This window comes from Nonomuraea terrae (genome assembly GCF_004348995.1).
Classification (GTDB): Bacteria; Actinomycetota; Actinomycetes; order Streptosporangiales; family Streptosporangiaceae; genus Nonomuraea; species Nonomuraea terrae.
In genome coordinates, this window is record NZ_SMKQ01000146.1 from 1 (window position 1) to 23099 (window position 23099).

The window sequence follows — 23099 nt, forward strand, 5'->3', positions numbered from 1 at the left end:
TCCACGTAGAGACGAGAGCACCGGTGAGCAGGCAGCCGCGACCGCCCAGGGACAAGGTGCAGCACGACCACCCAAGGCAGGTACAGCGCAACCGGGGCCAGGGTGCAACGCTACGGCCCGAGGCAGGGCGCGGTGGCTTCTCCCCAGCCCGGCGCGGCCGGGCGTGCGACAAAGCCTGTGGTGTTACGTCCAGGGTGATGTGCGGCTTTGGGCTGGTTACGGGGCGCAATTACGCGGAATGGCGTGCAAGAACTCCTGCGAAATGATCTAGGAAGGCTGTTGATCGTCTCCGGGTTGATCACGGCGTGAGCAAGGGCCTGGAGTGCCATGGATCGTGCCGGATGAGTTGTGGGCTCGAATCCACCGCTGTTGCCGGTGGCCTCCGCCGTGCCGATCATCCGGGACGTAAGCGCCTGGACGACCGCAAGGTGCTGTCGGGCAACTTGTTCGTGCTCTACACCGGGATCGCCTGGGAATTCCTGCCGCAGGAGTCGGGCTTCCGTTCAGGGATGACCTGTTGGCGCCCGTTGCGGGACTGGCACGCCGCCGGGGTGTGGCAGAAGGAACCATCTGCTGTCGGCGGAATGGCACGCCCCCGACCGGATGGACTGGGCCAACGCGGTGATCGACAGCTCCACATCCGGGCGCTGAAGGGCGGTCCGAAACGGGTCCGAGCCCGGTCGACCGAGGGAAGACGGGCTCCCGGCACCACGTCATCGCCGACGGCAACGGCTTCCCCCTCGCCCTGACCGGCGACAATCGCAACGACGTCACCCAGGTCATGCCGCTGCTCCGGTCGATCCCACCGGTGCGTGGGTGGGCCCCGCCGGCGACTCGGGGAGTTGTACGCAGACCGGGGATACGACCACGACAAGTACCGCGGTCAAGCCGGTCATCACCCGCCGGGGTACCGAGCACGGCTCCGGCCTGGGTACACATCGGTGGGTGATCGAGCAGGCGATCGCGCTGCTGCACGGGGTTCGGCCGCCTGCGCGTCCGCCAGGTGATCCGCGACGGCATCCATGAGGCGTTCATGGATGTGACCGCCGCAATCATCTGCTGGCGAGGTCTCGTCTCCTGATGTGCCTCACCCTGCGATGGGGCCCGAGAAGACCAGATAGGGATGTTCCACGTCCAGCCACTGTCGGTCCAGCCTCACCCCTGTGGCCAGTTCGATGGCCGTAAGGAAACCTGCCCTCCAGTCCCAGTTGTCGTCTCTCCCCGTGAACTCTTCGTCCACGTAGTCGAGGAAGAACTCGCCCATCGCCGTCAGTTCGGGCCATGACGCCAGGTTCGGGTGATCCTCAGGACGTCCCGGGAACAGTCCGTTGATCGATACAAGGACTTCGCCGTTCACGGTGAGGGACAGGCGGTTCACGAAGTTGACGTTCCACCAGGCGCTGTAGACCCGGGCATGCGACGCCAGCCGCCGGAGCGCTCCGCTCGGGTACCCGAGATCCTCGAACCCGTACAAGACGACCGTCGCACCGGATCGGTCCACGACCGCGCACGGGCCTGGACGGCACAAGGGGAGGTTGACGAAGTGGGGCTTCGCCACTTCGTGCAGTTCATAGCTGGTCCCTCCGCCCAGCCGTGCGCTCACTTCGGACAAGGTGAGAGAGCCCACGCCGTCGTCGGGAACCACGACCGCCCAGCACGCCGCCACATCCAACTCTGGCTCGCTGACCAGCCGTTGATAGTGCCCGAACACCTCGTCGGTCGAAGGCCGTCCGGCATCCACGTGATGGCCTCTCAGATCATCGGTGGGTGAATGGACGATGATCTTCGCATAATCGAGGAGCCCCCCGCTGAGGGCCTGTGAAGGCGGCCATCCCTGAAGGGCTGTGAAGCGTCCGCCACTGAGGCGCCGGAGGAGATGGTCGCCGGCAAGCGAAGGAGGCGGCCCAGAGGGCGCCGTAGCGGTGGTGCGGCGGCTCCACCTGGTGAGCGTCTCCCTGGACAGAGCCCAGCCACGGTCGGTGGATGGTGCCCACCCGGCACCGCCGTAACAGAAGAACAAACCCGTCACACACGGTCACCCCCGCGACGGAGCCCGGCCACGGTCGGTGGCCGGGGAGCAATAACCTGGCACGGTGTTGATTCTGCTGCCGCCGTCTGAAGGCAAGGCGTCGGAGGGCAGCGGCCCGCCCGTCGGTGACCTGTCCTTCCCCGCTCTCGGCAAGCCCCGCACCCGGGTGCTGAACGCGCTCATCCGGGCCTCCAAGCGGCGCGACGCCCTGGAGGTCCTCGGCCTCACCCCGGGGCTCAAAGGCGAGCTCGTCAAGAACGCCGCGCTCAAGACGGCCCCCTCGCTCCCCGCCGCCGAGCTCTACACCGGCGTCCTCTACGACAGCCTCGGCCTCGGCACGCTGGGCGCCGATGCGCGGAGCCGGGCCGAGGAGACGGTGCTGATCTTCTCGGGCCTGTGGGGCGTCGTACGGATCACCGACCGCATCCCGCCCTACCGCCTGTCGATGGACGTCAGCCTGCCCCCGCTCGGCGGGCTGGCGGCGTTCTGGCGTCCGTTGCTGGCCAGGCAGCTCGACCGCCTGCCGGGGCTGGTGGTGGACCTGCGTTCGGCCACGTACGCGGCCGCGTGGCAGCCCGGCGACCGGGCCGTCACGGTACGCGTGTTCCGCGACGGCAAGGTGGTCAGCCACATGGCCAAGGCCACGCGCGGCGAGATCGCCCGGGCCCTGCTGGAGTCGGGCGCCGACCCTGCCACCCCCGACGAGCTGGCCAAACACCTGACCGACCGCGGCTACGCCGTCGAGCTCGCCGCACCGCCGCGCCCCAACCGCCCCTGGACACTCGACGTCGCCCTGTGACGCGCGGCCTGTGACGCGAACGAGCCCCGTGCGGAATCCCGCACGGGGCTCGTTCGAAACAGCCAGGTCAGTCCAGGTAGTCGCGCAGCACCTGGGACCGGGACGGGTGACGCAGCTTGGACATCGTCTTCGACTCGATCTGGCGGATGCGCTCACGGGTGACCCCGTAAACCTTGCCGATCTCGTCGAGGGTCTTCGGCTGACCGTCGGTGAGCCCGAAGCGCATCGAGACGACGCCCGCCTCCCGCTCCGACAACGTGTCGAGAACGGAGTGCAGCTGCTCCTGGAGCAGCGTGAAGCTGACGGCGTCGGCAGGGACGATGGCCTCGGAGTCCTCGATGAGGTCGCCGAACTCGCTGTCGCCCTCCTCACCCAGCGGGGTGTGGAGCGAGATGGGCTCGCGCCCGTACTTCTGGACCTCGACGACCTTCTCGGGCGTCATGTCCAGCTCACGGGCGAGCTCTTCCGGCGTGGGCTCACGGCCGAGGTCCTGCAGCATCTGCCGCTGGACGCGGGCCAGCTTGTTGATCACTTCGACCATGTGGACCGGGATGCGGATGGTCCGCGCCTGGTCGGCCATGGCACGCGTGATCGCCTGCCGGATCCACCACGTGGCGTAGGTGGAGAACTTGTAGCCCTTGGTGTAGTCGAACTTCTCGACGGCCCTGATCAGGCCCAGGTTGCCTTCCTGGATCAGGTCGAGGAAGAGCATGCCGCGGCCGGTGTAGCGCTTGGCCAGCGAGACCACGAGTCGGAGGTTGGCCTCCAGCAGGTGGTTCTTCGCGCGGCGGCCGTCCTCGGCGATCCACTCCAGCTCGGCCTTGACGTCGACCGGCAGGGAGTCGGTCTCGCCGCCGCCGAGCTGCTCCTCGGCGAACAGGCCCGCCTCGATGCGCTTGGCCAGCTCGACCTCCTGCTCGGCGTTGAGCAGGGGGACCTTGCCGATCTGCTTGAGGTAGTCCTTCACCGGGTCGGCTGTGGCGCCGGCGGCGGCGACCTGCGCGACCGGGGCGTCATCGTCGTCGTCGGAGAGGATGAGGACTTCGTCCTCGGTCTTTTCGACGACCACCTGGGCGGGCTTGGCCTCGTCTTCGGAGTCGTCGTCGGAGTCGGACTCGCCGTCCGCTTCGCTGTCGTCCTCGGCCACGATGTCTTCGACGTCGAGGTCTTCGAGGTCTTCCAGCACCACGTCGCCGTCGAGCTCGAGGTCGTCGTCGTCCGAGTCGGCCTTGGAATCGGCCGCCTTCGGCTTGGTGTCGGCAGGCCCAGCGCTCTTCGGCTCGGCCTTCTTGGCGGCGGCGGGAGCCGCGGCCTTCTTGGCCGCCGGAGCGGCCTTCTTGGCAGGGGCCGCCTTCTTGGCGGCCGGCTCGGCTTCAGTGGTGCCGACGACCGCGGTCACGGTCTCGGGCTGCTGCTCTTTGGCGGCCGCCGCAGCCTTGGTCTTGACTGGCGCGGCGGTCTGACGCTTTGCTGGACCTCGAGACTTCTTCTTCGGCGCAGCCGAATCCGCGGCGGTCACCACCACGGTCACGCCCTCTTTGCTGAGGTTCCGCAAGAACGCGGCGGCGTGCGACATGGGGATGTCCGCCTCCTCGAAGGCCTGACGGACATCCTCAGACTCGAGGAAACCCTGCGAGCGCCCACGCTCGAGCAGTCGCTGAATGACGGGCTCGTTCAGCTCTTGTGGCTTCGAGCGAGTCGAACTTGCAGGCGACACGAACACCTCTCGAACGAACGCGTGGCGACAATGGACCCAGATGCCCGCTGGGGGGCTGTTGCCTCTCTCGGAGATCGGTGAGGCCGTGCGGACCGCGACGGACCTGCACAGCATTCTGGCACGACCCCGCACTCCATACGGCCACCTCCCGGCGGTTGACCTCCACCCTAGGCCGACCGAGACAGTAGTGCGTACGTAAGCGAGGCACTGATACCCGAAAGCAACCGTTATGACTGTTTCATTCAGTCACTCTTCGTGGCTGGCGGGACGTGAATTGCGAGTGCAGTAACGTCATCATCCTGTTCATATCCAGACAACATCCGGTCAACCAGGAAGTCCAGCAGCATATGCGGACTACTCACCACCTCAGGCGGCGCTTCAGTCACAACACTGCAAAGCTCTGCCAAACCGGCGTCCAATCCGCGCTTCCTGTTCTCCACGAGGCCGTCGGAGTAGAGCACGGCGGTATGGCCGGGTGGCACCACGAACCGGAACTGCCTGCGGCTGGTCGGCCAGCCTAGCGGGGTGCCGGGCTCGCCGTCGCTCAGGATCGCGGTGCCCTGCGGGGAGACCAGGACGGGCGGCGGGTGTCCCGCCAGCGCCAGCGTGCCCTCGCCCGTGACCGGCTCGACGACCATGTAGGCCAGCGTGGTGACCTGCTCCTCCTCCTCGGTGGCCTCGAAGACGCGGTCGAGCCCGGTGAGCACGGCCGCGGGCGGCGGATTGGTCAGCGCCAGCGCCCGCATGGCGTTGCGGATGCGGCCCATGCCGGCCGCGGCCTTGACGCCCTTGCCCATGACGTCGCCGACCACCGCCGCGACCCGTCCGTCCTGCAGCACGAAGGCGTCGTACCAGTCGCCGCCGACCTGGACGTGGCGGCTGCCCGAGCGGAAGCGCTGGGCCAGCACCAGGCCCTTGATCACCGGCAGGCGGTCGGGCAGCAGGCTGCGCTGCAGCGTCTCGGCGGTGCGATGCTCACGCTCGAACAGGGTGGCCCGCTCGACCGCCAGCGCGCACTGGCCGGCCAGGGCCTCCAGGAAGACGCCGTCCTCCTGGGAGATCTTCTGCGGCCTGGTGAAGGAGAATCGGAGCGCTCCCAGGGCGCGCCCGGCCGCCAGCAGCGGCAGGCCCACCCAGGCCCGCTCGTCGCCGGTGGCCAGCATCTGGGCCAGGACCTCCTCGTCGCCGCCCGCCTCCAGCAGCTGTGCCTTCAGGGATTCGGGCGACTCGGCGAACACCGGCCGGCGGCTGTTGACCGCCATGGTCATGACGTTGGACTGCGACAGCGGGATCTCGTCGCCCGTGGCGCCCGATGCCTCCATGATGCCCTCGCCGTTGATCAGCTTGAGCGCGGCGCGGTCGGTGTCGAGCAGCGCGACCGCCGAGCGGTCGGCGGCCAGGGCGGTGCGGCCCACGTCGATGATGACCTGGACGACCTGCTCGACCGTCAGGGCCTCGGCCAGCATGGCGGTGGCGCCTTGCAGCCGGGCGGTGCGCAGGGCGGCGGCGCCGAGCTGGTCGGTCAGCCGGCCGCGCATCTCCTCGGCCTCGCGCTGCGGGGTGACGTCGGTGTTGGCGCCGACCCACTCGACCACCCTGCCGTGGCGGATGATCGGCACCGCGCGCACCTCGAAGTGGCGGTAGCCGCTGGCGCGGGTGCGGACGCGGTAGTTCCACTCGAACATGGTGCGCCCGCGCAGCGCCTCGCGCCAGGCCTCCTCGGTCTGCTGGCGCTCCTCGGGGTGGACGACCTCCAGCCAGCCGTTGGCGAGGTATTCCTCCAGGCCCTGGCCGGTGATGGCGCGCCACTGGGGCGCGTCCTCGATCACGGCGCCGGTGGGCGAGGTGATCCAGACGAGCTGCGACTGCGCCTCGACGAGCGAACGGTAGCGCTCCTCGCTGCGGCGCAGCGCCTCCTCGGTCTGGCGGCTCTCGGTCACGTCCAGGCCGATCAGGGCGACGGCGTGCAGCTCGCCCGCGTCGTCGTGGACCGGCGAGAACGACAACGACCAGTGCCGCGTGTCGCCCCCGGCCGAGCGCACGCGTACGCGGCCCTCGGTGACCGGGGCGTCGCTGTCGATGACGGCCTGCACCGCGTGGCCGATGACCTGGCTGAGGTCGGCGGCCAGCGCCTCGGCGGGCGTCCTGCCGGCCAGGCGGTCGGCGGGCACGCCGACGACGTCGCTGAAGAGGTCGTTGACCCGCTGGACGCGGCCTTCGGCGTCGAAGAACGCGAACGCGAACTCGGCCTCGGACAGCAGGCCCTTGAAGAGGGCGGAGTCTGAGATGTCCACATCCGACTCCCGGGGACGGGGAACGGAGGTCTCGGCGCTCATCGTCCGCACCTCCGTCGCGTGCCAGGGTCTCCCACGCGGCACATCTCCATAACTGTGTATCGGCGTAGCGCAGCTCCGGGCGACCGGATCCTGCAGTACATCATCGGCGATGGGCACGTGCGGACGGAAGCCCCCGCCGCGGCCCTGTCGCCTCTCGGGTCTACGCATCCTGTCAAAGTCGCTCCACGTTGCGCAGCAAGATCAGGTTACAGCGCCCTGTCGCCGTCGCGGATTTCTGCCACGGCTACCGGGCCTTGGCCGCGCGCTTGGCCTCCTGTTTGGCCTCTCGCACGCGGGCCAGGCTGTCGGCGTCGACCACGTCGGCGACCGATCGGTGTGACCCCTCCTCGCCGTAGAGTCCGGCTGCCTCCTGCCAGCCTGACGGCTGGACCCCCAACTGCTTGCCCAGCAATGCCAAGAAAATCTGGGCCTTCTGCTTCCCGTATCCCGGAAGGGCCATGAGTCGTTTCAACAATTCATGGCCGTCGTTCACGTCGGCCCAGATCAGCTCCGGGCGGCCGTCGTAGTGCTCGACGAGGTAGGCCGCGAACTGCTGGACGCGGGCGGCCATCGACTTGGGGTAGCGGTGCACGGCCGGCTTCTCCGCGAGCAGCGCGGCAAACGCGTCGGGATCGTAGGAGGCGATCTCCGCGGCGGTGAGGTCATGACCGAGCCGCTGGGAAATGGTGTACGGCCCCGTGAACGCCCACTCCATGGGGATCTGCTGGTCGAGCAGCATGCCGACGAGGAGGGCGAGCGGGCTGCGGCCGAGGAGCTCGTCCGCCTCGCTCCGCTGGGCGAGCTGGATGCGCATGGAGACAGCTTCGCATGAATGGGCGCGCCGTGAAGTGAACACAGCCTCCGCAGGGGCTTGACACAGGCCCGAGAAAAGATGAAATGAGAGCGCAAGTCGCCCTGCAGACGTTCCTGGGGGTTTGCCCCCAGGTCTCCAGAGGAATCTCACACCTATGCTCGCTCTGGCCACACGGTTCCTGCGGGAACCGGTCAGTCACCGGCTGGCCGAAGAGTTCCTGACCGTACCCGTGGACACGATCGACCGCTGCGTCGCGGACGTGTGCGCGTGCGCGCAGCACCTCGGCATCTCGGCGACACCCGAGATCGTGGAACGCATCGCCCGTGAGCGTCTGCTGGCGATCGTCAACTCGGCGCCCCCGCCCAGGGGTCTCCGGTAACACGGTGGGCGGGCGCACGCACGCGTGCCCGCCGAAAGGTTCCTGCCCGATAACATCGGGGTCACCGGGTCGTGTTCTCCGCACCGTTCGCGCCTGGAATACGAGAGAGTGAGGGCGTGCGCCGACACCGACGAGATCCCCGGGAGAGCACCCCGCCAGACGACGTCTTCAAGGAGATGGTGCAGGCGGCCCGCGAGCTGCTGGCCGTGCGCTCCCCTCTCGACGCGGAGCTGATGGTCTCCGACATGATCGGCGCCTGGTGGGGCAGACGGGTCAGGGGCGGCGACGTCGAGCAGGTGCTCGGCGAGGGCCTGGTCGACTACGCCGCCAAGGCCGGCACGCCCGCCTCGCTCACGTTGCTGATCTGCCTGGCCTACCTCGGCACCGCCCGCCAGGGCGCCAAGGCCGAGGGCGCGGCGCTGGCGATGATGGAGTCGGGGGTCGCCAGGCCCGGCTGGGCCGACCGGGTGGGCGCGGTCAAGCCCACCGGCGGCTACGTCTCCCGCGACGCCTACGGCGACCAGGACACCGTCATCTGCACCTTCGCCTACCGGCCGAGCGCGAGCGAGCAGCCGATCGACCGCCACGCGCTGGTCATGGTGGTCGACTACAACATGAACGGCATGGCCCGCGACGCCTGGGTGTCCTCCCAGGTCGACAAGCTTCTGGAGCAGGCCAGGGCAGAGGCGGCGGGCAACCCGATGCTGCTGTTCGAGGAGATCCAGCCCGAGCAGGCCAGGGCGCTGCTGGAGTCGGCGATGAAGGCCACCATGGAGCCCAAGACCCCGCCGCCCGTGAGCGACAGCTACAGCGCCTACCACGCCTTCGCCAGGGCCCGGCTCAAGGCGCTGCCCCCGGGGCGCAAGCGGCCGGCGCCGCTGCACATCGAGGCCCCGTACAGCAGGGAGCGGCGGGCCATGCTGGCGGCGGAGTTCCTCGCCTCCGACGCGGCCGAGCACCTGTCCGACCCGTCGGCGGCCTCGCGCTGCGCCGACCACATCATCGACTACGGGTGCGAGCGCGACTTCAACCGGCCGCTGCGGGTGAGCCCGACCAAGTGCGAGACGTTCCTGCTCGACTGGCTGCCGCGCAAGGTGATGCTGAGCGTGGCCGAGCAGGAGGCGATGCCGCACGTGCTGTCGGCGTGGGTGCGCTTCGCCGCCCGCCGCACGGGGCTGCCGGAGCAGGGGCTCAAGGCGACGCTCGACGCGGTGTGGGAGGCCACCGGGAAGTTCCCCGAGGCCTACCGGGACCCGACGTCGTTCGGGATCGACCGGCCGCTGCTGGAGCGGCTGCTGCCCGACTGCGACCTGTCGGCGCTGGCCAGGCGGGCGTTCGCGTTCCCCTATCTGCAGGGCACGCACAACGGCGTCGACCTCGACCGGCTCAACCCGGCCGACGAGGCGGACCGGCGTACGTTACTCGAGATCGACCACGGCGGGCTGATCGACCAGGAGCACCTGGCCTGGCACGAGGAGATCGCCACCCGGCTGTGGGACGGCGACCCGCCGCAGCTGTGGGAGGCCGCGCAGCGCCTGCTCGACCTCGGCCACGACCGCCACGACGTGCTGCACGTGCTGATCGAGATCGCCGAGCGGATCGGCGGCGACCCCGACGAGCTGGCCTCCGCACTTGACGACATCGCCGACATCCCGGACGAAATCTGAGATAGCGGGTGTGCGTCGCGCCGAGGGCTCACCTGCGGCCATGATGGAGCCATGGTGATCGACCTGAACGCGGACCTCGGCGAAGGCTTCGGCATCTGGCGGCTCGGCGACGACCTCGCCCTGCTCGACGTCGTCACGAGCGCCAACGTCGCCTGCGGCTTCCACGCCGGCGACCCGGTGACGATCAGGCGCACGTGCGCGGCGGCCGTCGACCGCGGCGTGACGATCGGCGCGCAGGTGTCCTATCGCGACCTGGCGCACTTCGGGCGCAGGGAGATGGACGTCGAGCCCGAGGAGCTGTGCGCGGAGGTGCTCTACCAGCTGGCCGCCGTCGACGGCATCGCCAGGGCGATGGGCGGGCGGGTCTCGTACGTCAAGCCGCACGGCGCGCTCTACAACCGGATCGTCCGCGACGAGGTCCAGGCGGCGGCGGTGATCGACGCGGTGGCCGACTACGACCCCTCGCTGCCGGTCCTCACGCTGCCCGGGTCGGTCGTGCACAAGGTGGCCGCGGCCGAGGGCGTGCCGACGGTGAGCGAGGCGTTCGCCGATCGGGCCTACACGCCGCAGGGCACCCTGGTGCCGCGCCGGGAGCCGGGCGCGGTCGTCCACGACCCGGCGGCGGTGGCCGCGCGGGCCCGTCAGATGGCCGTGGAGCGCCGCGTGACGGCCGTCGACGGAAGTTCGGTGCCCGTACCGGCCCGTTCGCTGTGCGTCCACGGTGACACGCCTGACGCGGTCCGGCTGGCGCGGGAGGTGCGCGACGCGCTGCTGGCGGCCGGAGTGGTCCTGCAGGCGTTCGCGTGATCCGGACGGCCGGTGAGCACGGGCTGCTCGTGGAGACCGGGTCGCTGGAGGCGTCCCACCGGCTGGACGCGGCGCTGCGGGCCGAGCGGCCGGAGGAGGTCGTGGAGATCGTGCCGGGGCCCGAGACCGTGCTCGTGGTGGCGCCCGGCGCCGACCGCGAGCGACTGCGGGCGCGGCTGTCGTCCCTGACGGACCAGGTACGCGAGGGGGCGGGGATGACCGACGGGCCGGTCGTCACGATCCCCGTGGTCTACGACGGCGCCGACCTGGAGTCGGTGGCCGGGCTGGCGGGCCTGCCGGTGGAGGAGGTCATCGCCCGGCACACCGGGCGGGAGCTCGTGGTGGGGTGGCTCGGGTTCGCGCCGGGGTTCGCCTATCTGACCGGGCTCGACCCGGTGCTGCACATGCCCCGGCTGGACACGCCGCGCACCTCGGTGCCCGCCGGGTCGGTGGCCGTGGCCGGGCCCTACTCCGCGGTCTACCCGGCGGCCTCGCCGGGCGGGTGGCGGCTGCTCGGGCGCACCTCGACACCGGTGTGGGACGTGAGCGCCGACCCGCCGTCGCTGTTCCGGCCGGGCATGCGCGTACGGTTCGAGCCCGCATGATCGAGGTGGTGGCGCCCGGTCCGTACGCGACCGTGCAGGATTTGGGCCGCCCGGGTCTGGCGCACCTGGGGGTACCGTGCTCGGGAGCGGCCGACGCGCCGAGCCTGCGGCTGGCCAACCGGCTCGTCGGCAACCCCGAGGGGCTGGCGGGCGTGGAGCTGACGTTCGGGATGGCGCGGCTGCGCTTCCACGACGCGGCGTGGGTGGCGCTGGCGGGCGCGCCCCTGGCGTCGGGGGCGGACATGGGGGCGCCGTTCTGGGTGCCGGCGGGCGCGGAGCTGCGGCTCGGGCCGCCGGTGTGGGGGCTGCGCACCTACCTGGCCGTACGCGGCGGGATCGAGGTCGAGCCGGTCCTCGGCAGCCGCTCCACCGACTCGCTGTCCGGGCTGGGGCCGGCGCCGCTGCGGCCGGGCACGCTGCTGCCGGTCGGGCGGCCCCTGGGCGAGATCTCGGCCGACCTGGCGCCGCCGCCGGGGCCGCGGCCGGCCGTGCTGCGGATCCTGCCGGGGCCGCGCGACGACTGGTTCGCGCCCGGGGCGCCGGCCGGGCTGTGCGCGCGGCCGTACACCGTGACGCAGGACAGCAACCGCGTCGGCGTGCGGCTGCGCGGGCCCGAGGTGGTGCGCGCCCGCCGGGGTGAGCTGCCGAGCGAGGGCATGGTGCTCGGCGCGGTGCAGGTGCCACCGAGCGGGCAGCCGATCGTCTTCCTCGCCGACCACCCGCCGACGGGCGGCTATCCGGTGATCGGGGTGGTGCGGGCCGCGGACGTCCCGGTCGCGGCACAGCTGCGGCCCGGCGACGAGGTACGGTTCACGCTGCGGGGCTGAGGCTCACAGCTCGACGTGGCCGCTGACGCAGGTGACGACGGAGCCGCCCACCCAGACGTCTCCCTGGTCGTCGGCGAAGACGCGCACGCGTCCCGCCCGTCCGACGACCGTGCCCTGCGAGGCCACGTACGGCGCCCGCGCCCGGCCCGTGCGCAGCAGCCACTGCCCGAGTGCGGCGTTCAGGCTGCCGGTCACCGGGTCCTCGACGGTGGAGCCGCGGTGGGGAAAGAACGCCCGCACCTCGAAGGCGTACGGCGACCCCTCCGGGTACGGACCCGCCACGCCCACGTCCACGGGCACCCGGCCGGGCCGCAGCGCCAGCACCGACTCGGCGTCCCTCAGCAGCACGCCGACCCAGCCGGGCCCGTTGTCGGCCCACTCGGCGTCCACGACGTCACCGCGGGCGATCCCCAGCGAGGCGGCGATCCGTTCGAGGAGCTCCTCCTCCACCGGGCCGGAGCGCACCAGCGGCGGCGCGTGGAAGGCGGGCCCGTCGTCCGTCAGGCGCAGGGTCACCAGGCCGGCGCCGCACTCCTGCACGACCACCCCGTCCGTACGCGGCTTGCCCCCGGCCTCCAGCCAGGCGTGGCAGGAGCCCAGGGTGGGGTGGCCGGCGAAGGGCAGCTCCGTCTCGGGGGTGAAGATGCGCACCCGGTAGTCGGCCTGCGGGGTCGTCGGCGGCAGGAGGAAGGTGGTCTCGGACAGGTTCGTCCAGGCGGCGAACCGCTGCATCTCCTCCGTGCTCAGCTCGTCGCCGTCGAGGACGACGGCGAGCGGGTTGCCGAGGTACGGCGTGGCGGTGAACACATCAACCTGGGTGAAAGGCCGCTTCATGGGACGGAGTCTGCCAGGTCAGTCGGTCGTGGTTCGGCGGCTGCGCGACGACGGCTTCTTGCGGCCGGCCACCAGCGTGTCGCCGGGCGCGGTGGCGGGCTCCTCGGCGGTCTTCGCCTCGACGGTCTTGGCGTCGCCTCCGGAAGCGCGCGGGCGGGGGTGCGGCGCGGTGTCCCCCACGGGCTCCGGCTCCTTCGCGGGCGCGTCGCCGGCGGGCTTGTCGGGCTCCTTGAACGACGCGATGACGCGGTCGGCCTCGGTGTCGGCGGCGAACTCGTCGGCGGCCTCCGACTCCCTGCGCCGGATCACCACCATGTGGTCGACGGAGACGCGGCCCGCGCCGACCACGGCGAGCAGCAGGGAGGCCGCACCGAGCAGGATGAGCTCGTTCAGGCTTATGGGGTTGAGCGGCGGGGCCACCAGGAAGACCGCCAGCGCCTCGGCGAAGAGCACGAGGCCGGTGACCGAGACGGCGAGGCCCGCGATGAGCAGCGCCCCGCCGATGAGCTCGGCGAGCATGGTGACGGTGGCCCAGGCGCCGGGCGCGGGGGCGCCCTGTTCGAGGAACTTGGCTCCGGTGATCTTCAGTCCGTCTTCGAGCTTGGCCCAGCCGTTGGCGAAGAAGATGCCGCCGACGCCTAGGCGAGCGACTAATGCGGCGAGATCACGAAGGGCCTGCTTCACGGTATTTGTCTGCCCTATTCGGGACATGGCACACCTCAATCACGGCTGAGCAGCATGGCCACCACGACGGCGGTCAGACTGAGCAGGACGACGCTCACGACCACGGTCGTGTGCAGGGCATTGACGAAGGCCCACCGGGCGGCGTCGAGCAGCGCGCCGCCCGTGGCGCCGCCGATCTCGTCGGCGACGTGCGCGGCGGCGGCCAGCGACTGCCTGGCCTGGTCCATGCCGCCGGCGGGCACTCCGGGCACGGCGGGCAGTCCGGGGGCGTACGCGAGGGCGGTGACCGTGCCGAGCGCGGCCACGCCCAGCCCGGCGCCCAGCTCGTACGCGGTCTCCTCGATGGCCGCGGCCCCGCCCGCCCGGGACTCGGGCACCGACGCCATGATCGTGTCGGAGGCGGCCAGCAGCGCGACCTGCACCCCGAACCCGATGCCGACGAAGCACACCGCCAGCATCACGGGATGACCCTCGACGCCCCACGTCAGGGTGGGGGTCAGGGCCAGGGCGACGAGCGCGAGGCCGCCGCTCATGGTGGCCCGCAGGCCGATCCTCGGCAGGACGCGGGCCGCGGCGAGCCCGCCGATCACGGCCGAGATCACCAGCGGCAGCATCCGCAGCGCGGCCCGCACGGGGCTGTCACCGAGCACGAGTTGCAGGTACTGGGCGAGCATGAGCTGCAGGCCCACCAGCGCGAACACGCCGAGCAGCACGCCCAGCACCCCGGTGGTGAACGCACGCCGCCGGAACAGCCCGACGTCCAGGAACGGCACGGCCAGCCGGCGCTGACGGCGGACGAACGCGGCCAGCAGGGCGAGCCCCGCCAGGAACACCAGCGTGGCCGCCCACAGCGGCATCAGGCTGCCCGAGCCGGCCTCCTTGAGCCCGAACGCCAGCGCCAGGACGCCGAGCACCGACAGCACGGCGCTGACGGCGTCCCACGGCCGGCCCCCGCGCACCGGCGACTCCGGCAGCAGCCGGACTGCGGCGGGCAGCAGCGCCAGCAGGATCGGCACGTTGACGAGGAAGACCGCGCCCCACCACAGGCCGACCAGCAGGCCGCCGGCGAGGGGGCCCACGGCGGCGCCGGCCGCCGCCACCGCGCTCCAGACGCCCAGCGCGACGGCGCGCTCGCGCCGGTCGGTGAACACCTCGCGGATGAGCGACAGCGTGGCCGGCATGATCATGGCGCCGCCCACGCCGAGCAGCGCCCTGGCCAGGATCAGGGTGAGCGGGGTCGGCGCGAACGCGGCCGCGGCCGAGGCCAGGCCGAAGAGCACGAAGCCCGCCAGGACGAGCCGCCTGCGGCCGTATGTGTCGCCGAGCGTGCCGAACACGACCAGCAGCGGCGCGACCACCAGGGAGTAGACGTCGATGATCCACAGCAGCTGCACCGCGGACGGCTCCAGCGCGGCGGTCAGCGCGGGCACCGCGATGTGCAGGACGGTCGCGTCCACCGTGGTCAGCAGCAGGCTGAGGCAGAGGATGACCAGGATGGGCCAGCGGTCGGGGTGCCCCCGTTCGGCAGTCCGTACGAGGGGTGCGGACTGTGTGACGGTCATGGCCCTCCCTGCAGGCCGATCCGTGTCACAGGGCCCGCGCGTGCGTGGTCGGCGGCGGAACCGTGCTGCATGTTGTCGCCGCCGGCTCCGGCGCTCCCGGCTTGCGTGGCAGCTTAGGCCATGGCGCGCGCCGGTGATGGCGGTATCGGCCGATCCGCGACGCCGCATACCTCTCTAGAGAGATACAGCCATATGTCGAGATCTATCCAAGATTCGCTGGCCCGCCGATCATGGACGCGTGCGGACCGATCCAGACGGCACTGACGGCGACGACTCCGACCGATCCGCACGCGAATGGTGTGACGAGGCCCTGACCAGGCTGAACGCCGGCCGCCCCGACTCGGCGCTGGAGGCGGCGCGCCGGGCCGCGGACCTCGATCCGGCCGCCGAGTGGCCGCACCGGCTCATCAGCCTCGCCCACGAACGCCTCGGCCGCGACGCCGACGCCGTGCCGTTCGCCGAGCGGGCCGTTGACCTGGCGCCCGGCTCGTGGCCGGCCCGGCTGCGCCTGGCCGCGGCGCTGCGCCGGATGCCGGGCCGCTGGGCCGAGGCGGTCGCGCACGCCAGGCTGGCCGCGAAGTTCGCACCCGAGCAGCCGGCCCCGGAGGTCATGCTGGGCGACCTGGCGCTGCTGCGCGGCGAGCACGCCGGCGCCGAACGCCGCTACCGGGCCGCGCTCGCCCTCGACCCCGGGCACCCGCAGGCCCGGGTGAACCTGGCCCTGGCCCTGCTGCGCTGGGAGCGTCCCCGCCCGCACCACGACCCGGCCTGGCCGATCGGCCCGCGCGAGACCGGCCGGGCCAGGCGGGCGCTGGAGGTCTGGTCGCGGCAGGCCCGGTTGCTGGTCGCGGTGGCCACGGTGGCGGTCGCGGCCTGCGCCTTCCTGCTGGACCTCGGCGCCCAGGCGCAGATCGGCGGGTTCGCCGTGCTGGCGCTGCTGGTGCCCCTCACGGTCCGGCACGCGCGGCGGGTCGGCCTCTGGTCGTACGTGCCTGCCATGTTCGGCCGGGATCCCTGGCTCGGGGCGGACGCGGTGTCGGCGGCGGTGGCGGTGGCCGCGTACGCCGCCTGGCTGGTGCTGGCCGCGGTGCCGTCCGCGCTGGACCCCGTCTGGGCCGGGCTGGCGGGGATCGCGGTGCTGGGCTGGCCGGCGCTGGCGGCCGTACGGGCGCTGGCCGAGATGTGGCGGGGGCGTCCGCTGCGGGCGCTCGCCGAGACGGCGCCGGCGACCGCGGCCGAGCGGACGGCGCGGCGGAACGCGGGCGTGGCGCTGTGGATCGTGCTCGGCCGGACGTGGTCGGCGCTGGTCATGGTGGCGGCCGGGGCGCTGGTGGTGGAGCCGCGGGCGGCCGTGGCGGCGGTGGCGGTGCCGTACCCGATGGTGCGGGGCTACCTGCGCGCCCGGCACCGCGGTGACCTGCCCCTGCGCGCCGCGGCGGGGCTCGTGGCACTGGCCGGGCCGGCCTGCGCGGCGGGCGGGCTGCTGGGGTCGGCGTGGGCGTGGCGGATCGGGCTGGGCGCGCTCGGCCTGGTGGTGCCCGTCTTCGCGGTACGGGCCGCGCGCGCGTGGTGGCGCGGCGGCCCAGGGCCGTGGCGCTCGTCGCTGCTGATGTGCGACCTGCCGGTGGGCGGCGAGCCGTCGGTCGGCCTGGACCCTGAGGTGCGCCAGGCCTTCTCGTACGCCCGCGGCGTCGTCCTGTCCTACGGCGACCCCCTGGGGCCGCGGGTCGCGGGCGCGGTCGCCTCCGTGACGTCCTCGGGCGAGCTGCGCCTGATCGCCGAGGCCGAGGTGTGGGAGGCCGTCGAGGAGGACCCCAGGGTGGCGGTGTTCGCCTCCGACCCGCTGCAACGACGCTTCTGGGTGGAGGTGCGCGGCGTCGCGCTGGCCGACGCCGACGTCCTGCGCGTCACGCCCAAGCAGGTGCAGGTCGGCGAGTTCCCCGGCCGCCACCAGCGGCGCGGGTGAGAGCATCGGTCCATGCGTTTCCTCCGCACCCCCGACGAGCGCTTCCGCGACCTGCCCGACTTCCCCTACGAGCCCCGTTACGCCGAGCTGCCCGGCGGCCCGCGCATGGCGTACGTCGAGGCCGGTCCCTCCGGCGGCGAGCCGGTCGTGCTGCTGCACGGCGAGCCCAGCTGGTCGTTCCTCTACCGCCACGTCATGCGGGAGCTGGCCGCGGCCGGGCTGCGGGCCATCGCGCCCGACCTGATCGGGTTCGGCCGCTCCGACAAACCGGCCGACCCGGCCGACCACACCTACGCCCGGCACGTCGAGTGGACCCGCGCGCTGCTGTTCGACGCGCTCGGCCTCGACGGCGTCACCGTCGTGGGCCAGGACTGGGGCGGCCTGATCGGGCTGCGCGTCGCCGCCGAACACCCGGAGCGCGTCGCCAGGATCGTGGCCGCCAACACGGGGTTGCCCACGGGTGACACTCCCATGCCCGAGGTGTGGCACCGGTTCAGGGCCGCCGTGGAGAACGCGCCCGTGCTCGACGTCGGCCGGCTGGTGCAGGCGGGCTGCCGGACCGAGCTGGCGCCGCGGGTGCGGGCCGCGTACGACGCGCCGTTCCCGGACGAGTCGTACAAGGCGGGGCCGCGGGCGATGCCCGGGCTCGTGCCGATCACCCCCGATGACCCGGCCGCGCCCGCCAACCGCGCTGCCTGGCGGATCCTCACCACGCTCGACCTGCCGTTCCTTGTGGCGTTCTCCGACAAAGACCCGATCACCGGCGGCATGGCGCCCCGGTTGCGCGAATCGATGGCCGGGGCGGCCGGCCTGCGGCATCCCGTCATCGAAGGCGCCGGGCACTTCCTCCAGGAGGACGCGGGCGCCGAGCTCGGCCGCCAGATCGCCGTTTTCGTGACCACCGCCTAGCGTGTCAGGTCCGCCCAATCGTCGGTCCGGTGCGGTATAACCGGGGGCGGACCGGGGAGGCGTGATGCGTGAGTCCGGCAGGGCCCAGGCCGCGGGGCGGGCCGCGGCGCGGGATCGGTTCGAGAAGGTTCGGCTGCGTTATTTCCAGATGCCCCCGGCGGTTCGCCGGGTGCTCTACGTGGTCGCCCTGGTGGGCGCGATGGGCGTGGGCGCGGCCCTGGGCTGGGATCTCCTGCAGACCTTCCCCCTGGTGCTCCTGCTGCTCGCCTTCGTCGCGCTGACCATGCGCTTCCCCCGCGCCGCCGCCACCGCGCTGGTGGTCGCGGGCTGGGTCGTGGTGGCGCTGCCGGTCTTCTCCACGCTCTTCCCGCCGGGCTCCGGCGCGGTGCACCTGATGGTGGCGCTGGCGCTGCCGGTGGCCGCCGCCGCCCACCTCATCCGCTGGGTGACGCCGTGGGTGACCACGCTGCTGGCGCTGCTGCCCGCGGCCGTGCTCGGCGCCGCCGTCTCGCCGCTGTCCCCCGACGCCTCGGTCTGGGTCGCCTGCGCCGCCTCCGCCGCCGTCCTGGTCCACCGCTTCGTGCTGGCCCGCCGGGCGCGCGCCGAGGTGGCCGCCGCCGAGGAGCAGCAGCTGCGCGTACGCGCCCGCGAGGGCAGGCCCGAGGCCGCGTCCGACAAGGCGGGCGCGCCGCCGCAGATCTCCGTCGAGGAGGCGCTCGCCGAGTTGGAGAGCATGATCGGCCTGGCCCCCGTCAAGGAGCAGGTGCGCTCGATCGCCGCCTCCATCGAGGCGTCCCGGCTGCGCGCCGAGGCCGGCTACACCGCCGGGCGGCCCACCCGCCACTTCGTCTTCGTCGGCCCGCCCGGCACCGGCAAGACCACCGTGGCCCGCGCCCTCGCCAAGATCTTCTACGCGTTCGGCCTGCTGGAGACCCCGTACGTGGTCGAGGCGCAGCGGGCCGACCTGGTCGGCGAGTTCCTGGGCGCGACCGCGATCAAGACCAACGAGCTGGTCGACCGCGCCCTCGGCGGCGTGCTGTTCATCGACGAGGCCTACAGTCTGATCAACTCCTCCGACGGCCAGCCCGACCGCTTCGGCGCCGAGGCCGTGCAGACCCTGCTCAAGCGGGCCGAGGACGACCGCGACCGGCTGATCATCATCCTGGCCGGCTACGAGCAGGAGATGGGCGCGTTCCTGACCAGCAACCCGGGCCTGGCCAGCCGGTTCGCCACGCGCGTGCGCTTCCCCGGCTACTCCCCCGCCGAGCTGGTCGAGGTCACCGAGCTGCTCCAGCGGCACAGGGGCGACACGATGGCCACCGACACCCGCAAGGTGCTGCTCGGCCTCTACGACGACGTCCACCGGCGCGGCCTGGTCGACGAGCTGGGCAACGCCCGTTTCGCCCGCAGCCTGGTCGAGGCCGCCGCCCAGGCCCGCGACGTGCGCGTGGTGGGCGCGGGCGGCACGCCGAGCACCCACGACCTGGTGACCACCACGACGCCCGACGTCACCAAGGCGTTCGAGGGGCTGACCGCCCGCTTCCGCGGCTACGTCGCCACGCCCACGCTGGAGGAGGCGCTGGCCGACCTCGACCGGATGGCCGGCCTCGCGCCGGTCAAGCGGCAGGTGCACGCGATCGCCGCCCAACTGCAGGTGGCCCGCATGCGGCAGGAGCGCGGGCTGCCCACCCCGCAGCAGATGCGCCACTTCGTCTTCGCCGGCCCGCCCGGCACCGGCAAGACGACGGTCGCCCGCGTGCTCGGCCGGGTCTTCTCCGCCCTCGGCCTGCTGGCCCGCCCCGACGTCGTCGAGGCGCACCGGGCCGACCTGGTCGGCCAGCACCTCGGCGCGACCGCGATCAAGACCAACGAGCTGGTCGACCGCGCCCTCGGCGGCGTGCTCTTCATCGACGAGGCCTACAGCCTGGCCAACCCCGGCTACCAGGGCGGCGACGCGTTCGGGGCGGAGGCCGTGCAGACCCTGCTCAAACGGGCCGAAGACGACCGCGACCGGCTCGTCATCGTGCTGGCCGGCTACGAACGCGAGATGGACGCCTTCCTCGCCACCAATCCCGGCCTGGCCAGCCGGTTCAACCAGCGGGTGGCCTTCCCCAGCTACAGCCCGGCCGAGCTGCGCGAGATCGCGGTTCTGCAGGCCGAGAAGTCGGGCGACAGGTTCGACGACGACGCCCTGAGCCGCCTCGACGAGGTCTTCGCGTACGTGTGCGAGCAGCGGCTGATCGACGGCCTCGGCAACGGCCGCTTCGCCAGGTCGCTGTTCGAGCGCGCGGCCATGCGGCGCGACGTGCGCCTGGCCGCCCACGCCACCCGCGGCGGCACCGCCAGCTCGGCCGACCTGACCACCATCACCAGCGACGACGTGCGCACCGCCGTCGACGAGCTCTCCGGCCGTTGACCTTATTTGAAGGTTCCCTGCGGCGCGTCCATCACATGGTGTAGCAATATGGCTACGTGCGGTGCGCGTCGGAAGGGGAGCGATGGCGGGGTTCCTGGTCCGCAGGTTGCTCAACTACGCCGTGCTCGTGACGGTCGCCGCCAGCCTCGCCTACCTGCTGGCCGCCGCGGCGCTCGACCCCCGCTCCAACTACGCCGACCGCACGCCGAAGCCCCCGCCGGCCGTGGTCGACGCGCAGCTCACCGCGCTCAACCTCAACGACAAGACGCCGCTGCTGCAGCGCTACGCCACCTGGGCGGGCGGCGTGCTGCGCGGCGACTTCGGCAAGACGGTGACGGGCGCCCCCGTCAACGAAGACCTCAAGCGCCGCATGGGCGTCACGTTCCGGCTGGTCATCGTGGGGCTGATCTGCGGCAGCCTGCTCGGGGTGCTCACGGGCGCGCTCGCGGCGGTGCGGCAGTACGGCTGGTTCGACCGGCTCACGACCGGGCTGTCCTTCCTGGTGCTCGCGGTGCCGGTGGTGGTGCTGGCCAACATGCTCATCCTGGTCGCCACGTGGGCCAACGAGAACGTGTTCGGCCGCCACGTGTTCCTGGTCAGCGGCGAGTACAGCGACGGCCTGACCACCGGCTTCTGGGGCCACGTCGTCGACCGGCTGCAACACCTGATCCTGCCGACGATCACGTTGTCGGTGGGGCTGATCGCCGTCTTCAGCCGCTACCAGCGCAACATGATGCTCGACGTGCTGGGCGCCGACTTCGTCCGTACGGCCAGGGCCAAGGGGCTGAGCAGGCGCAAGGCGCTGACCCGGCACGCGCTGCGCACGGCGCTGATCCCCGTGATGACGTACTTCGCGTTCACGTTCGGCGCGCTGCTGACGGGGGCCACCTTCACGGAGAAGATCTTCGGCTGGCACGGGCTGGGCGAGCAGCTGATCAACTCGATCTTCAGCAACGACGTCAACACCGTCGCCGCCATCTCGCTCCTCGCCGCCGTGGCCGTTCTGGCCGCCTCGCTCGCCTCCGATCTGCTGCACGCGGCGCTCGACCCGAGGGTGCGGGCCGGATGACGCTGTCGGAGGAGCAGCTGGCCGAGGAACTCTCCGACGGCGCCATCATGAGGGTGCCGTCGCGGGCGCGGGTGGTGGCGGCGCGGTTCTTCCGCTCGGCGCAGGGGCGGATCGGCTTCACGGTGCTCGCGCTGATGTTCCTGCTGGCGTTCGCGGGGCCGCTGGTCAGCCCGTGGTCGTACACCGACAAGGACTTCACCGCCTTCATGCAGCCGCCGTCGGCGCGCCACTGGTTCGGAACGCTCCAAACGGGCGCCGACGTGTTCGCGGTGACGCTGCGCGGCATGCAGAAGTCGCTCGTCGTGGGGCTGCTGGCGGCGCTGATCTCGACGGCGCTGGCGGCCGTGGTGGGGGCGTTCGCCGGTTACTTCCTGGGGTGGACCGACCGGACGCTGAGCTGGGTGACCGACCTGCTGCTCGTGCTGCCGGCGTTCCTGGTGCTGGCGATCCTGTCGCCGGTGTTCGGGCCGGGGCAGTGGGCGCTGTTCGTGATCATGCTGGCGCTGTTCCTGTGGATGGTCACCTCGAAGATCGTGCGCGGGATGGCGATCTCGGTGAAGCAGCGGGAGTTCGTCCAGGCCGCCCGTTACATGGGCGTGCCGCCGGTGCGGATCATCTTCCGTCACGTGATCCCCAACCTGTCGTCGCTGCTGATCGTGGACGCCACGCTCAACGTCAGCACCGCGATCCTCACCGAGACCTCGCTGTCGTACTTCGGGTTCGGCATCCAGCCGCCCGACGTGTCGTTCGGGACGCTCATCGCCGACGGCTCCAAGACGGCCGTCTACGCGCCGTGGACGTTCTGGTTCGTGGCGGGGCTGCTGGTGGTGACCGTGCTGGCGGTCAACCTCATCGGCGACGCGCTGCGCGACGCGTTCGACCCGTCCTCATCGAGGGGGCGGCGGTGAGCGAGCCGGTCCTGGAGGTCAGCGACCTGACCGTGTCGTTCGGCGACGTCCACGCCGTGCGGGGGGTGAGCTACGCGGTACGCCGCGGCGAGGTCCTCGGCATCGTGGGCGAGTCCGGCTCCGGCAAGTCGGTCACCTCGGCCGCGGTCATGGGCCTGCTGCCGCCGGGGGCGCGCGTCACCGGCTCCGTACGCCTGCACGGCAAGGAGCTGATCGGCGCCCCTGAACGCGAGCTCAACTCCTTTCGCGGCAGGTCGATCTCGATGGTGTTCCAGGACCCGCTGTCGGCGCTCACGCCGGTCTACCGGGTGGGCGACCAGATCGCCGAGGCCGTCCGCGTGCACCAGCGGGTCAGCAAGGAGACCGCGCTGGTCAAGGCCGTCGAGCTGCTCGACCTCGTGGGCATCCCGCGCCCGTCGGAGCGGGCGCAGGCGTTCCCGCACGAGTTCTCCGGCGGCATGCGGCAGCGGGTGGTCATCGCGATGGCCATCGCCAACGACCCCGACGTGATCATCTGCGACGAGCCGACCACGGCGCTCGACGTCACCATCCAGGCCCAGGTGCTGGAGGTGCTGAAGAAGGCGCAGGCCAAGACCGGCGCCGCGATCATCATGATCACGCACGATCTCGGGGTGGTCGCCGGGTTCGCCGACCGGGTGATGGTCATGTACGCCGGCCGCCCCGTCGAGGTGGGCGCGGTGGACGACATCTACTACCGGATGCGGATGCCGTACACCGTGGGGCTGCTCGGCTCGGTGCCGCGGGTGGACC

19 protein-coding genes and 1 pseudogene are annotated in these 23099 nt (G+C 72.0%); 13 read left to right on the top strand and 7 right to left on the bottom strand.

What is annotated here, in order from left to right; translation table 11 throughout:
- Positions 1–322 precede the first annotated feature (322 nt).
- Positions 323–1081: pseudogene (locus E1286_RS52210) on the top strand (IS5 family transposase).
- Positions 1082–1087: 6 nt separating this feature from the next.
- Here the strand turns inward: E1286_RS52210 and E1286_RS33020 are convergent.
- Positions 1088–2029, bottom strand: a complete 942-nt coding sequence (locus tag E1286_RS33020) for a hypothetical protein (RefSeq protein ID WP_132618766.1) — start codon at positions 2027–2029, stop codon at positions 1088–1090.
- A gap of 64 nt (positions 2030–2093) precedes the next feature.
- On the opposite strand from E1286_RS33020, the gene E1286_RS33025 reads away from it, so the two are divergent.
- The gene (locus E1286_RS33025) at positions 2094–2828 is read left to right on the top strand and encodes a YaaA family protein (protein ID WP_132618768.1); all 735 of its coding nucleotides are present in this window, start codon (positions 2094–2096) and stop codon (positions 2826–2828) included.
- Between the two features lie 67 nt (positions 2829–2895).
- On the opposite strand, the gene E1286_RS33030 is transcribed toward E1286_RS33025, so the two are convergent.
- The 3 genes from E1286_RS33030 to E1286_RS33040 form a co-directional block, all read right to left on the bottom strand.
- Complete coding sequence (locus E1286_RS33030) at positions 2896–4545, bottom strand: RNA polymerase sigma factor (RefSeq protein ID WP_132618798.1); 1650 nt, start codon at positions 4543–4545, stop codon at positions 2896–2898.
- Positions 4546–4787: 242 nt separating this feature from the next.
- On the bottom strand, positions 4788–6881 hold the full coding sequence (locus E1286_RS33035) for a SpoIIE family protein phosphatase (RefSeq protein WP_132618770.1): 2094 nt from the start codon (positions 6879–6881) through the stop codon (positions 4788–4790).
- 244 nt (positions 6882–7125) lie between these two features.
- Complete coding sequence (locus E1286_RS33040) at positions 7126–7695, bottom strand: HhH-GPD-type base excision DNA repair protein (RefSeq protein ID WP_132618772.1); 570 nt, start codon at positions 7693–7695, stop codon at positions 7126–7128.
- Between the two features lie 154 nt (positions 7696–7849).
- On the opposite strand from E1286_RS33040, the gene E1286_RS33045 reads away from it, so the two are divergent.
- The 5 genes from E1286_RS33045 (at position 7850) to E1286_RS33065 (ending at position 11980) form a co-directional block, all read left to right on the top strand.
- Complete coding sequence (locus E1286_RS33045; RefSeq protein WP_132618774.1) at positions 7850–8074, top strand: hypothetical protein; 225 nt, start codon at positions 7850–7852, stop codon at positions 8072–8074.
- A 176-nt stretch (positions 8075–8250) separates the two neighbouring features.
- Positions 8251–9741 (top strand): hypothetical protein, encoded by a 1491-nt coding sequence (locus E1286_RS33050; protein WP_132618800.1) that lies wholly within the window; start codon positions 8251–8253, stop codon positions 9739–9741.
- A 51-nt stretch (positions 9742–9792) separates the two neighbouring features.
- Complete coding sequence (locus tag E1286_RS33055; protein WP_132618776.1) at positions 9793–10548, top strand: LamB/YcsF family protein; 756 nt, start codon at positions 9793–9795, stop codon at positions 10546–10548.
- A complete protein-coding gene (locus E1286_RS33060; protein ID WP_132618778.1) occupies positions 10545–11153 on the top strand; it encodes a 5-oxoprolinase subunit B family protein in 609 nt (202 codons plus the stop codon). Before E1286_RS33055 ends, E1286_RS33060 begins: the two co-directional genes overlap by 4 nt.
- Entirely contained in the window at positions 11150–11980 is an 831-nt protein-coding gene (locus E1286_RS33065; RefSeq protein WP_132618780.1) for a 5-oxoprolinase subunit C family protein, read from the top strand. Before E1286_RS33060 ends, E1286_RS33065 begins: the two co-directional genes overlap by 4 nt.
- A gap of 3 nt (positions 11981–11983) precedes the next feature.
- Here E1286_RS33065 and E1286_RS33070 read toward each other — a convergent pair whose 3' ends face one another.
- From E1286_RS33070 to E1286_RS33080, 3 genes are read right to left on the bottom strand one after another with little or no spacing between them, the layout of a single operon-like run.
- Entirely contained in the window at positions 11984–12814 is an 831-nt protein-coding gene (locus E1286_RS33070; protein ID WP_132618782.1) for a PhzF family phenazine biosynthesis protein, read from the bottom strand.
- Positions 12815–12832: 18 nt separating this feature from the next.
- Entirely contained in the window at positions 12833–13498 is a 666-nt protein-coding gene (locus E1286_RS33075; protein WP_165970020.1) for a DoxX family protein, read from the bottom strand.
- A gap of 35 nt (positions 13499–13533) precedes the next feature.
- A complete protein-coding gene (locus E1286_RS33080) occupies positions 13534–15060 on the bottom strand; it encodes an MFS transporter (protein WP_132618786.1) in 1527 nt (508 codons plus the stop codon).
- A gap of 238 nt (positions 15061–15298) precedes the next feature.
- Between E1286_RS33080 and E1286_RS33085 the strand changes: the two genes are divergently transcribed.
- From E1286_RS33085 to E1286_RS33110, 6 genes are all read left to right on the top strand, one after another.
- Positions 15299–17026 (top strand): tetratricopeptide repeat protein, encoded by a 1728-nt coding sequence (locus tag E1286_RS33085; protein WP_132618788.1) that lies wholly within the window; start codon positions 15299–15301, stop codon positions 17024–17026.
- Positions 17027–17038: 12 nt separating this feature from the next.
- A complete protein-coding gene (locus E1286_RS33090; RefSeq protein WP_132618790.1) occupies positions 17039–17935 on the top strand; it encodes a haloalkane dehalogenase in 897 nt (298 codons plus the stop codon).
- Between the two features lie 64 nt (positions 17936–17999).
- The gene (locus tag E1286_RS33095; protein WP_132618792.1) at positions 18000–20351 is read left to right on the top strand and encodes an AAA family ATPase; all 2352 of its coding nucleotides are present in this window, start codon (positions 18000–18002) and stop codon (positions 20349–20351) included.
- A gap of 82 nt (positions 20352–20433) precedes the next feature.
- Positions 20434–21420 (top strand): ABC transporter permease, encoded by a 987-nt coding sequence (locus tag E1286_RS33100; RefSeq protein ID WP_132618794.1) that lies wholly within the window; start codon positions 20434–20436, stop codon positions 21418–21420.
- Positions 21417–22328 carry an ABC transporter permease gene (locus E1286_RS33105; RefSeq protein WP_132618796.1) on the top strand — a complete coding sequence of 304 codons (912 nt, stop codon included), beginning with the start codon at positions 21417–21419 and terminating at the stop codon, positions 22326–22328. The genes E1286_RS33100 and E1286_RS33105 overlap by 4 nt, the downstream gene beginning before the upstream one ends.
- On the top strand, positions 22325–23099 hold a 775-nt coding region (locus tag E1286_RS33110; RefSeq protein WP_246075421.1), incomplete at its 3' end, for an ABC transporter ATP-binding protein. The genes E1286_RS33105 and E1286_RS33110, both read left to right, overlap by 4 nt.